We start from the raw sequence: 12124 nt of genomic DNA on the forward strand, positions 1-12124 counted from the left end.
AGACCTGTATTTTTGCATCGTAAAGCGATAATAGATATATGATTCAGAGAATTCAGAGCCTTTATTTAGTAATTGTGGCAATACTTACAGGTATTCTACCGTTCTTCTTTAATCTATGGATTGATGTAGATGGTACCGAGGTATATGCAAACAATGAAATGCTCATTTCTATTGTGTTTTACGCAAGTGCCGTTTTAGCAATTTGGTCTATGGTACAATTTAAAAATAGAAAATCTCAGTTTGTTATTAACAGGCTGAACATGATATTGAACGTTTTTTTATTAGGATTTTTCGTTTACCGATCACTAAACTTATCCGGAGAAGCTTCGGTTTCTGAGAAGGGTATTGGGATGCTGATTCCAGTATTTTCTATCATTTTTTTAGTTCTTGCAAATAGGGCTATAAAAAAGGATGAAGATCTTGTAAAATCTGTCGATCGCTTGCGTTAAACCTATAATCTTAGTAGTATTAGTGCGTTAAAACCCGGGGTAGTTACCGGGTTTTTTTATGTCTTCGCTTTTTTAAATATCACAGAAATATTGCAAGATTTCCTTAGCATGTGATAAACTGTTTACTTTTTCTTGAATTCTTCGTGATACCACAATTCTATGTTTGTATCAAGAAACAGCAAGGCTAACGATAGTCGTTAGTTACGCTGATTTAAAAAATATAAACAATTTAAAAATTACGATTATGAAAAACAGAAAATTTACTCTTGTATTGTTGGCTAGCGCATTAACAACTTTCTTCGTTAGCTGTTCAGATGATGACGCAGAAGTTGTAACGGTAACCGAAACAGTTGTGGAAACAGAAACAGTTGAAGTGGATTCCTCAATGCCGGTAGGTGATTTAATGGTGACCCTAAGTGGAAATCTGGTTGCAGAAAGCGGTACGCCTACGCAAGGTCTAGTAGAGGTAGGTGTAGATTCAGAAAGTACAAACTTTGTTCGTTTTGGAGATGATTTTACTACTGAATTGGGTACAGGTACCGTAGGGATATTTTTATCTACTTCAGATACATTTACGGCTGATCCGGCAAACGGAAATCCAGATTTAATGTTGATCGGTAATGTTGCAGGTAATGGTGAAATGTTCATAAAACTAGATGCTACACCAGATGCTAAGTATACGCATATAATATTATGGTGTGCCACTGCCAATATTCCTTTTGGTAATGTAGCCCTTAACTAGAAAAATTTGATGGCCTTTGGGAATAGAGACACCTGATTCTGTTTTTCTATGTCTCCCAAAGGCTTTTTTTATGGGTTTTCAATGTTGTAGACCTATAACCGGAAATAACAGAATTATGGAAAAAAATAAAATTTTCTTAGGTATCTGCTGTTGCTTATTCGTATTAGGATTACAAGCACAAAGTGGATGGACAAGGGAAGCAAAGGGATTTTATCTTCAAGCGTCGGCATCGTATTTTTCTTCTAACGATTATTTTACTACCGAAGGCAGATTGGCCGATCAAGGTAGCGAATTTAGAACCGGGGGGCTATTGCTTTATGGTGAATACGGAATTTCAAATAGACTTACCGCCATAGTAGATCTACCTGTAGTCAAATTTAATAGTTTCAGCACAACTGAAACTGTTGCTGGCGTGGGTAATATACAGTTGGGAGTAAAATATAAACTTCTTAAAAATTTCCCGCTGTCCTTACAGGTGGCAGTAGACATACCCAGTAATGATGGTACTAACTTTGCACAATCTAAAAACGCAAATGCTTTTGGTGAGTTTGATGAGATTAATCTGCCTTTGTCCGATGGTGAATTTAATATCTGGACAACCTTGGCAGCGTCACATGGTTTCAAGAATGGCAAAACATATGCTTCTGCTTTCTCCAGTATAAATTTTAGAACAGAAGAATTTAGTAATCAATTTCAAGCAGGTGTTGAAGTAGGACATTTGTTTTTTGATAAATTATATCTCATAGGAAAATTGAAAGTGCAAGAAAGGTTGTCATCTGAAAATAATGTACAAAGTGGCTCTTTCTTGTTCGGAGAAGGAACAACATTCACTAATTATGGTGTAACATCAATGTATAAAGTGTCCGATCATTTCAATTTGGTGGCACAGTATTCAGATTATGCAGGTTTTTTGGTAGATAGAAAAAATATCTATGATGGGGGCACCATCTCTTTAGGTGTATCTTTTGAATATTAATTAGCTTAATACAGGGTGAGGAAAACTAAAAATTGCCCTGTATTATCTTTTGCCAAGTTCAATTACTTCAAGGTCTTTAATATTATCCCCATCAATTATAAAGCGTAGCATGGTACGTACCTGATGAAAACCATGTTTTCCGCATGCACCAGGATTCATATGCAAGACGCCCAGTTTTTTGTCCATCATAACTTTAAGAATATGAGAATGACCGCAGATAAATAGTTTTGGCGGATTTTCTTTAATAATATCTCGAGTTCTAATGTTGTATTTTGGAGGGTAACCTCCTATATGGGTAATAAGTACATCTACCCCTTCACAGAAAAATCTGTTATTTTCGGGGAATTCTTTTTGAATAATATGGTCGTCAATATTTCCGTATACCCCTTTTAATGGTTTTAATTTAGAAATGGCATCCGTAACTTTTAAAGACCCAATATCTCCTGCGTGCCATACTTCGTCTGCCCAGCCCACATGCTTTAAAATAGCATTATCTATATATGAATGTGTATCGGAAAGTAGAAGAATTTTGGTCATTTGTGTATTGTAATTACATGTTTGCTCATTGCGTCCTCTTGCAGAATAGCAAGTGAAATCAATTTTTATTATTTGAGTGTTTGTCCAAGAATGTTAAAACGTATCGTTTTTAATATCTTTGCGAGATACAAAACTAGCATATCCTTTTGAGATTCTTCATTCAATTTTCATACTTCGGTAAAGCATATCATGGCTGGCAAAATCAACCGAATGCCATTACCGTGCAAGAGGTTTTGGAAAAAGGTATGTCTAAACTTTTAAACAGCCCTGTCTCATTGATGGGAGCTGGGCGTACAGATACTGGGGTACATGCAAAAATGATGTATGCCCATTTTGATGTTGATGCGTTGGAAGATATTCAAGATTATATATTCAGACTTAATTCATTTTTGCCCAATGATATAGCGGTTGAGCGTATCTTTGAGGTAAAGGATGATGCGCATGCCCGTTTTCACGCTACGGCAAGAACCTATGAATATCATATTGCAAAAAGCAAAGACCCTTTTACGACGGACTTGGCATATTTTGTGAAAAAAGAGCTAGACGTTGAGCAAATGAGTATTGCAGCAAATCTTCTTTTGGGAAAGAAAGATTTTGAATGTTTTTCAAAATCGAATACCGATGTATTTACTAATATCTGTGACCTTCGAGAAGCACAATGGTCGATAAAAGAGAACAATTTGATTTTCACTATAACGGCAGATAGGTTTCTTAGAAATATGGTAAGAGCTATAGTAGGCACGCTCATTAATGTTGGTTTGGGCAAATATTCACCAGACTATGTTAATACCATATTAAAAAGTAAGGATAGAACCAAAGCAGGGGTTTCTGTTCCTGCAAAAGGACTATATTTGACTTCTATTGTTTACCCCAATACTATTTTAAAGAATGGATAAGGATTCTGGCAAAGCATTTGACACTCGTCTTTTTAAACGCTTACTTGCCTACACAAAACCGTACCGAATTACATTTTATGGCGTGGCAATGTCCGCTATATTATTGTCCGGATTCGCAATTCTTACCCCGTTGATCGTAAAAAAAATTATTGATGAGGCTATAAAAGGTAGTAATCAAGAATTGCTTTTGAACTTAACGGTTGCCATGCTTGTGGTGTTATTGGGGCAGGTAATTTTTCAGTTGGCTTTTAACTACTACGCAAACTGGTTAGGTGAATCTGTTATCAAAGACATTAGGATTAATTTGTTTAAAAAAATGCTCTCTTTTAAAATGACGTATTTTGATAATTCGTCGTTAGGTGTACTGGTTACTCGAGCAGTTGCCGATATGCAGAGAATTGGGGAAATTTTTAGTCAAGGTTTCTTTGTTATTGTTGCCGATTTATTGAAGATGGTGGTAGCCGCAATTGTAATGCTTTTTATAAACTGGAAGCTTTCGTTAATCGTTTTTGCCCTTTTGCCTATAATTATTTATGCCACTAGGTGGTTTCAAAAAGCAATGAAAGTTGCCTTTACCGAGGTTAGGGCAGAGGTTTCTAATTTAAATTCTTTTGTACAAGAGCGTATTACAGGTATGAAAATCGTTCAGCTATTTACAAGAGAAAAAATTGAGAGCGATAAATTCAGGGAAATTAATGAGAAGCATAAAAAGGCATGGTTAAGAACGGTTTGGTACAACTCGATCTTTTTTCCAATTGCTGAAATTGTTTCTTCTTTAACGGTAGGGTTGATCGTTTGGTACGGTGGCTTACAGAATGTAGCCAATATCACAACAGATATAGCCGGTACTCTTTTTGCTTTTATTATGTTGATCGATTTACTGTTTAGACCATTACGTCAAATTGCAGATAAGTTCAACACCTTGCAAATGGGTATGGTTGCTGCCAATAGGGTTTTTAAGATTTTAGATACCGATAGTCATATACAGAATGTAGGTACTTATGAGAAAGAAGTTGTAAATGGCGATATCTCTTTTGAAAATGTTCGTTTTGGTTATTTGGAGGATGAAGAAGTTCTACACGGTATTTCTTTTGAAGTCAAAGCCGGGGAAACAGTCGCTATCGTTGGTGCTACCGGAGCGGGAAAAAGTACTATAATCAATTTATTGAATAGATTTTATGAGATCAACTCAGGGTCTATCAAGGTGGACGGAGTAGATATACAGGATTATAAATTATCTTCTTTAAGGGCGCATATTGCAGTGGTTTTACAAGATGTATTCTTGTTTGCCGATACCATAGCCAATAATATTTCTTTAAAAGATTCAAATGTTTCTGTCGATGATATAGAGAAGGCTGCCCAAGCTATTGGAGTAGATGAATTTATATCTAGTTTGCCCGGCGGATATCACTATAATGTAAAAGAACGTGGAACTATGCTCTCTAGTGGTCAACGACAATTAATAGCCTTTTTAAGAGCCTATGTAAGTAACCCGAGTATTTTAATTTTAGATGAGGCTACCTCCTCAGTAGATACTTATTCTGAGCAGCTGATACAATTGGCTACGGATAAGATTACTCAAGGGAGAACTTCTATCGTTATTGCACATCGCCTGGCTACCATTAAAAAAGCAGATAAGATTATCGTAATGGATGCCGGTAACATCGTTGAAACCGGTACACACAAACAGCTGCTTAAAAAAGGAGGTTACTATAGTAATCTTTATGAAGCTCAGTTCTTAGCTGAGGAGGTTGCTTAATTAGGCTGCCATTTTCTGAAAAGTATCAGTGAAAAGGGCTATATATACTATCGCAATTAACATTATTACAAAGCATATCGTAGCGAATAAAACAAGAAATAGTAAAAGTTTCAATATGGTCTGCTTTATAGTCAAATTAAAGAGCTTGTAAAATACCCAAGTAAAGAACCCAATTTGAAATACCAAATTGACCATTGAAACGTAGTAAAGTAATTTAGAGTTCCATAAAACCAACATGTAAACGGTATTGATAATTATGGACAGGTGTGAATATGCGTAGATGTTTATTACAAAATGCTCACTAAGGTTAAATTGTTTTTTATTGATAAAAACTATTCTTGACATTAAAGCAAGAAAAGGTAGCATAGCAATATAGAAGAGACTTTGGTATTTAAAAAGGTACGTATTCCATGTCTTTTGGAAATCTTGCCCTAAATTTTCTGCTTCAGTTAAAGATGAAGAATTTTCATATCTAAAATCAAAATCTAAAGCATTGGGGAAGAATTCCGTACAGACATAAACAAAAAGTCCGCCAAAAGTAATTGCAATGGTGAGGTAGCTTATAGGATTTAAATACTTTTTTCTAACACCGTTAATGTATCCTCCTATAACTTCATCAGGTTTGGTGAAAAGGTGTTTGAATGTTACTAGAAAAGTGTTATCTATATTAAAAAATCTCTCGGTTGCATCATACCATAAGTTCTTTACCGTAAGTCTATTGCGAATTACCTTAGCGCCACAATCGGGACAATAGCTAAAATCCGTTCTTAAGTTGTTTTCGCAGTTCTTACAATTCATTGCACCAAATCTTGCTTCAGCATATTACTTAATTGGGTAATCGAATCGTACAGCACAAATTCCCCGTTTTTAATGTAGGATATGAGTCCGGTTTCCTCACTGACCACTAGACTAAGTGCATCGGTTTTTTCACTAATTCCAACGGCAGCTCTATGTCGTAAGCCAAAACGAAGGGGAATGTTACGTTCGTTAGACACTGGTAAGATTACACGGGTAGCTACAATGTAATTTCCAACAATAACCGCAGCACCATCATGTAATGTGCTGTTTTTATAAAATATACTCTCTAGAATTGGCTGGTTTATTTCAATATTCATACGGTCTCCCGTATTTTTAATAAAATCTAGGGAGTTGTTACGCTCAATAACCAAAATAGCCCCTGTTTTAGTGCTGGCCATTTTTTCGCATGCCTTTATAATCGAATCTACATCGGTATCGGTAGAAATGCCTTCTTGTTTTAAAAATTTAAAATGCTTTACAAAATTTCTTTTGTTCGCAAAATTGGTAGAACCGATCATTAATAGAAATTTTCGTATCTCCTGTTGAAATACTATGATCAATGCAATTAACCCAACTTGCATAAAGGCACCTACCATACTACTGATCATTTGCATGTCTAGCAATTCGGTAAGCTTCCAGAAAGCCCAAACAATAACAATTCCGATAAAAATGTTGATGGCTACCGAGCCTCTTACCAGCTTATAAATGTAGTATAGTAGCACGGCAACAAAAATGATGTCTAAAACATCTGTAATCTTAAAGTCAATAAAATTTAAAAAATCCAAGCAGTACCGTTTTAGTAAAATTAAGAAATTAGATGACAAGAAATCAATATAAACTTAGGCATTTAATTGTTCATATAGTTTAACACATTCAAAAGCTTCTTTGACATCATGAACGCGCAAAATTTTTGCTCCCTTTTGTAAGCACACCATGTGTAGGGCTGTTGTGCCATTCAATGCCTGTTCGGCGGAAGTGCCCAAGGTTTTGTAGATCATGGATTTTCTACTGATACCAGCTAGTAAAGGTTGGTCTGTAAAACACATGAGTTCCATTTTGTTTAAAAGTTCATAGTTCTGTTCAAGGTTTTTTGCAAAACCAAAACCAGGGTCTATAATAATATCTTTAATGCCCAATGCTTTGGCAACAGAAAGTCTTTCGGAAAAATAAAAAAGTACTTCTTTCAAAATATCATCATAACTGGTTTGTTGTTGCATATTTTGAGGCGTACCTCGCATATGCATCATAATATACGGTACGTTTAATTGAGCTACCGTGCTTAGCATTTTATCATCTTGTAATCCTGCAGTGATATCGTTAATAATAGCGGCACCGTTTTCTATACATGCTCTTGCGACATTGCTTCTAAAAGTATCAATGGATAGATTGGTTTCAGGGAATTTCTTTAGTATAAGGCTGACAATAGGTTCTATCCGTTTCAGTTCAGTGGTTTCATCAACCTCTAAAGCGCCGGGTCTACTGCTATAGGCACCAACATCTATAAAAGTGGCACCTTCATTGAGCATTTTCTCTACCTGTTGTAATATACTTGACTCATCCTTGTATTTTCCACCATCAAAAAAAGAATCTGGAGTAACATTTAAAATACCCATTATTTTGGGTTGTTCAAGAGATATAAGTTTACCGTTGCAGTTTATGGTCATTGTTAATATTTGAAAGGATTTTGTGGCATTTTTCAAGTTTAAACCATCTATCTTGATGGTTACAATTTTTTAAGCGAAATTTACACAAATTAGATAGAATTACATGCTAGATACGGCAAAGGAATACGATGAGGTAATTCAGGTTTGTATAAATCTGTACCAGAAAAAAATGTCAGATTACGGTAGTGCATGGCGAATTTTAAGATTGCCGTCGCTAACAGATCAAATATTCATAAAAGCACAGCGTATACGCAGTCTTCAGGAAAACGCCGTACGTAAGGTCGATGAAGGTGAACGGTCGGAGTTTATCGGTATCATTAATTATTCTGTGATGGCATTAATTCAGTTAGAATTGGGTGTAGCTGATCAACCGGACCTAAGTACTGAAAAAGCGGTTGAATTATACGCAAAGCATATTAAAATCACTAAGGAACTAATGCTGAACAAAAACCATGATTATGGTGAAGCTTGGAGAGATATGAGAGTTAGTTCACTTACAGATTTAATATTGCAAAAATTACTTCGCGTAAAACAAATAGAAGATAATAAAGGTAAAACTTTGGTAAGTGAAGGTATTGATGCCAATTATCAAGACATGATCAATTATGCGGTATTCGCATTGATACATTTAGGTTCTGAATCAGAAAAATAAAAAATAGGAATGAAGTATTTAGTAGGTGTCGTTAGAATTTTTGTTGGAATACTTTTTATTATCAGCGGATTTATAAAATTGAATGATCCTGTTGGCTTTTCTTTTAAGTTAGAAGAATATTTTAGTCAAGGGGTATTGGATTTACCCTTTTTAACTCCATTTGCACTTGCCATCTCAATTTTGGTAGTAATTGTTGAGGTAATGGTAGGGGTTATGCTAATTCTTGGTTATAAGCGTAAACTCACGCTTTGGACATTGTTGGCAATGATAATTTTCTTCACTTTCCTAACTTTTTACTCTGCATACTTTAATAAAGTGACCGATTGTGGTTGTTTTGGTGATGCCATAAAATTGACACCTTGGCAATCTTTTTCAAAAGATGTGGTGCTGTTGATACTCATATTGATCATTTATGCCGGTAGAAAGTATATAACTCCTTTGGTCAGTTCAAAAACATTGATGCCAGTATTGTATATCTCTTTCATTGCTTGTATTGGCTATGTGTATTATGTATTAAATCATTTGCCTGTTATTGATTTTAGACCTTATGAAATAGGTAAGAATATAGAGGAAGGTATGAGCACGCCAGAAGATGCTCCCAAGGCTATTTTTGAATACAGGTGGAAGTTCAATGTGAATGGAAACGAGGAAATACATGTAACTAATGGCGACTACCCAACAGTAAACGGGGAGTTTATTGATGTTGAAACAGAAGAAATTCAAGCAGGATATGAACCACCGGTTCATGATTTTACAATTGAACAGGAAGGAGAGGATTTTGCCGGCTCGTTGTTGCAAGAACCAAAATTGGTAATGGTGATAGCGTATGATTTACGAAAGTCTAACCTTGAGGTTTTCAAAGAAATAAAAACGGTTGCCGATAAAGCGAAAGCCAAAGGCTACAAAGTAATTGGCATGTCTGCATCCGGACCTGATCAAACAGATGCTTTGAAGAAAGAATATAGCTTGGGGTTTGATTTTTATTTTACAGACGAGACTACATTAAAAACTATTGTAAGATCTAACCCTGGGGTATTGGTATTAGAGAAAGGTACGATCAAACAAAAAGTTCATTACAACGATTTAGAGAATTTAATTTTTGAATAAGATTTTAAACTGAAACAGAACAACTAGAAACATAAATATGAGAGCAAAGATAGTAGCAGGTAACTGGAAAATGAACAAGAATTTGGCAGAAACCGAAACACTTTTGGCAGAATTGTCGGCAAAATTACCCGATACAAATGCAGAAGTTATGGTAGCACCAACGTATGTAAATCTTTCAAGTGCGGTACGTGCTTTAGATAATTCTAAAATAGAGGTGATTGCACAGAATATGCACTATGCGGAAAGTGGAGCATTTACTGGTGAAATTTCTGCTGATATGTTATTGAATATAGGAATTGACACTGCAATTATAGGGCACTCGGAAAGAAGAGCTTACTTTGGTGAAAGTGATGCCATATTATCTAAAAAGGTAATTACCGCTTTACAAAAAGGCATTCGTGTAATGTTCTGCTTTGGTGAGGAATTGGAAGATCGTAAATCTGGTAACCATTTTAAATTAGTGGAAAGCCAGTTGAAGAACGTACTTTTTAATTTAGAACCTTCAGCTTGGTCAAATATTGTTTTGGCATATGAGCCTGTTTGGGCCATAGGTACCGGTGAAACGGCTTCTCCAGATCAGGCACAGGAAATGCATGCGTTTATTCGTAAAACTATTTCTGAAGCTTTTGACGCTACTATTGCAAATAACGTTACCATACTTTATGGTGGTAGTGTAAAACCAGGTAATGCAGAAGAAATTTTCTCTAAGCCAGATGTTGATGGTGGTTTAATTGGTGGCGCATCTTTGGTTGCCGATGATTTTATCGCAATCATAAACGCTATTTAAGTTCAGAAAACTATAATGAGCGATATCGTATATATTGAATACCGTTTTACGGTAAAACCTAAAGAACCGGCTTCAGACATTCTCATTGCAGAATTGGGTGAAGCCGGTTTTGAAAGTTTTATAGAAGAAGATGATGATGTTTTGGCGTACATTCAAAAAACAGATTGGTCTATAGCTATTTTAGATGATATTTATATTCTACAAAATTCCAATTTTGAGATTACATATGAATATAAAGAAATAGCGCAAGAAAATTGGAATGCCACTTGGGAGCAAAACTTTCAGCCCATTATTGTAGATGATATATGCATGATAAGAGCGCCTTTTCATGAGAAGATAAAGGTAGATTATGATATTGTTATTGAACCTAAAATGAGTTTTGGTACTGGGCATCATGAAACTACACATATGATGCTACAGCATATTTTGCAATTAGATGTAAAAGATAAAACTGTTTTAGATATGGGTAGTGGTACCGGGGTTTTGGCAATTCTGGCGGGTATGCGTGGCGCTACATCCATAGATGCAATTGATATTGATAATTGGTGTTATTTAAATGCTAAAGAAAACGTTGCTCGAAATAATATGGATTTTATATCTGTGTATGAAGGTGATGTTGCTTTGTTGGAAGGAAAGAAGTACGATTTGATCATAGCGAATATCAATAGAAATATTTTATTGGCAGATTTACCAAGCTATGCGAAATCTTTAAACGAAGGGGGTATTTTATTGTTAAGTGGTTTTTATACCCAAGATTTGGAAATGATTTCACAAAAATGCACTGAATTAGAGTTAAAATTTGAAAAAAACCTTGAACGAAATAATTGGGTTGCAGCAAAATATGTAAATTAGTTAGTATTAATTGAGATTCATATGAGCACAAAAGAAGAAATTTACGAAGAACTACTCCTTGAAGAAGAGACGGTTCAGCAAAATGAAATCGTTCTTTTTAATGATGAGGTGAATACATTTGATCATGTAATAAATACATTGATTTCGGTTTGTGAACATTCGCCAGAACAGGCAGAACAATGTTCTTTAATTGTACATTATAAAGGTAAATGCACGGTTAAAACCGGGGAGTATGAAGAGCTTAAGCCGCAATGCTCAAAATTATTACAAGCGGGACTCAGTGCAGAGATAACTTGAGTTTTTTAGATTATAAATATTAAATTGTTAAACATAAAAAGACCCCTTATAGAAATAAGGGGTCTTTTTATTGATTAATCTAAAAAATAAATAAAATATAAGTTTAGAGAGAAATTATACCAATGGCACGCCATTCAATCTTTTTTCAATCTTCTTCTTTTTCTCGGTTAATCTTTTCATTACGTCCATTAAACTAGGATCCTTAGTTTCTTTATAAACTTCGTTGATGCTTAAGATAAGTGCTTTTGCCTCTCTCGATGCTTCTACTCGGTCACTAGTTGACATATTGCTCATTTTTCGACTCTCAAATTCCTGAGCTTTTTCAAGTAACTCCATGTGATGCTTTTTTTTCAAAGTTAACATAATATTCAAATTACGCAATTCTTTGTCGATTGTATATAGTTATGAGGCTATTAGATAATAGTATTTATGAACAATTTAACGAAATAAGGTGGTTTAAAGCCTTTTTTTCGAGATCAATTCACATTTTATTCGGTTAAAATTTTTCCTAAACCATATATCGGACCAAATTAGTTGGCGAAATAAGAATTTTCTAGGGTAATTATAGGTATAATTAGGAATTATACAAAAAGAACTAAGGTTAAAAA

At 35.0% G+C, this 12124-nt stretch carries 15 protein-coding genes; 10 read left to right on the forward strand and 5 right to left on the reverse strand.

Features of this window, described 5'->3' with window-relative positions:
- Positions 1–38: 38 nt before the first annotated feature.
- The 3 genes from EXIGUO8A_RS11850 (at position 39) to EXIGUO8A_RS11860 (ending at position 2167) form a co-directional block, all read left to right on the forward strand.
- Positions 39–449: a DUF4293 domain-containing protein gene (locus EXIGUO8A_RS11850; protein WP_116770641.1), complete on the forward strand. Its 411-nt coding sequence runs from the start codon at positions 39–41 to the stop codon at positions 447–449.
- Positions 450–693: 244 nt separating this feature from the next.
- Positions 694–1191 carry a DM13 domain-containing protein gene (locus tag EXIGUO8A_RS11855; protein ID WP_159303288.1) on the forward strand — a complete coding sequence of 166 codons (498 nt, stop codon included), beginning with the start codon at positions 694–696 and terminating at the stop codon, positions 1189–1191.
- Positions 1192–1306: 115 nt separating this feature from the next.
- On the forward strand, positions 1307–2167 hold the full coding sequence (locus EXIGUO8A_RS11860) for a hypothetical protein (protein ID WP_159303289.1): 861 nt from the start codon (positions 1307–1309) through the stop codon (positions 2165–2167).
- 42 nt (positions 2168–2209) lie between these two features.
- Here EXIGUO8A_RS11860 and EXIGUO8A_RS11865 read toward each other — a convergent pair whose 3' ends face one another.
- Complete coding sequence (locus EXIGUO8A_RS11865; protein WP_116770644.1) at positions 2210–2704, reverse strand: metallophosphoesterase family protein; 495 nt, start codon at positions 2702–2704, stop codon at positions 2210–2212.
- 146 nt (positions 2705–2850) lie between these two features.
- Between EXIGUO8A_RS11865 and truA the strand changes: the two genes are divergently transcribed.
- Both truA and EXIGUO8A_RS11875 read left to right on the forward strand, forming a co-directional pair.
- Entirely contained in the window at positions 2851–3600 is a 750-nt protein-coding gene (gene truA / locus EXIGUO8A_RS11870) for a tRNA pseudouridine(38-40) synthase TruA (protein WP_159303290.1), read from the forward strand.
- Positions 3593–5359, forward strand: a complete 1767-nt coding sequence (locus EXIGUO8A_RS11875) for an ABC transporter ATP-binding protein (protein ID WP_159303291.1) — start codon at positions 3593–3595, stop codon at positions 5357–5359. Before truA ends, EXIGUO8A_RS11875 begins: the two co-directional genes overlap by 8 nt.
- Here the strand turns inward: EXIGUO8A_RS11875 and EXIGUO8A_RS11880 are convergent, their stop codons facing one another.
- Genes EXIGUO8A_RS11880 through folP form a run of 3 tightly spaced genes read right to left on the reverse strand, consistent with a single transcriptional unit; the run spans position 5360 to position 7821 of the window.
- Positions 5360–6157: a DUF3667 domain-containing protein gene (locus EXIGUO8A_RS11880; RefSeq protein WP_159303292.1), complete on the reverse strand. Its 798-nt coding sequence runs from the start codon at positions 6155–6157 to the stop codon at positions 5360–5362.
- Positions 6154–6942, reverse strand: coding sequence for a diadenylate cyclase CdaA (gene cdaA, locus EXIGUO8A_RS11885; RefSeq protein WP_116770648.1), 789 nt, complete (start codon positions 6940–6942; stop codon positions 6154–6156). Before cdaA ends, EXIGUO8A_RS11880 begins: the two co-directional genes overlap by 4 nt.
- Before the next feature lie 54 nt (positions 6943–6996).
- Positions 6997–7821, reverse strand: a complete 825-nt coding sequence (gene folP / locus EXIGUO8A_RS11890; RefSeq protein WP_159303293.1) for a dihydropteroate synthase — start codon at positions 7819–7821, stop codon at positions 6997–6999.
- 103 nt (positions 7822–7924) lie between these two features.
- On the opposite strand from folP, the gene EXIGUO8A_RS11895 reads away from it, so the two are divergent.
- From EXIGUO8A_RS11895 to EXIGUO8A_RS11915, 5 genes are read left to right on the forward strand one after another with little or no spacing between them, the layout of a single operon-like run.
- Entirely contained in the window at positions 7925–8473 is a 549-nt protein-coding gene (locus tag EXIGUO8A_RS11895) for a DUF1599 domain-containing protein (RefSeq protein ID WP_116770650.1), read from the forward strand.
- A 9-nt stretch (positions 8474–8482) separates the two neighbouring features.
- Positions 8483–9580: a BT_3928 family protein gene (locus EXIGUO8A_RS11900; protein ID WP_116770651.1), complete on the forward strand. Its 1098-nt coding sequence runs from the start codon at positions 8483–8485 to the stop codon at positions 9578–9580.
- 37 nt (positions 9581–9617) lie between these two features.
- Positions 9618–10367 carry a triose-phosphate isomerase gene (gene tpiA / locus EXIGUO8A_RS11905; protein WP_159303294.1) on the forward strand — a complete coding sequence of 250 codons (750 nt, stop codon included), beginning with the start codon at positions 9618–9620 and terminating at the stop codon, positions 10365–10367.
- Between the two features lie 15 nt (positions 10368–10382).
- The gene (prmA, locus tag EXIGUO8A_RS11910; RefSeq protein WP_159303295.1) at positions 10383–11219 is read left to right on the forward strand and encodes a 50S ribosomal protein L11 methyltransferase; all 837 of its coding nucleotides are present in this window, start codon (positions 10383–10385) and stop codon (positions 11217–11219) included.
- 21 nt (positions 11220–11240) lie between these two features.
- Positions 11241–11516, forward strand: a complete 276-nt coding sequence (locus EXIGUO8A_RS11915; protein ID WP_027064640.1) for an ATP-dependent Clp protease adaptor ClpS — start codon at positions 11241–11243, stop codon at positions 11514–11516.
- A gap of 114 nt (positions 11517–11630) precedes the next feature.
- Here EXIGUO8A_RS11915 and EXIGUO8A_RS11920 read toward each other — a convergent pair whose 3' ends face one another.
- Positions 11631–11852 (reverse strand): hypothetical protein, encoded by a 222-nt coding sequence (locus tag EXIGUO8A_RS11920; RefSeq protein ID WP_058104301.1) that lies wholly within the window; start codon positions 11850–11852, stop codon positions 11631–11633.
- Positions 11853–12124: the final 272 nt, after the last annotated feature.

The sequence above is a fragment of the Maribacter litoralis genome (assembly GCF_902506355.1).
Classification (GTDB): Bacteria; Bacteroidota; Bacteroidia; order Flavobacteriales; family Flavobacteriaceae; genus Maribacter; species Maribacter litoralis.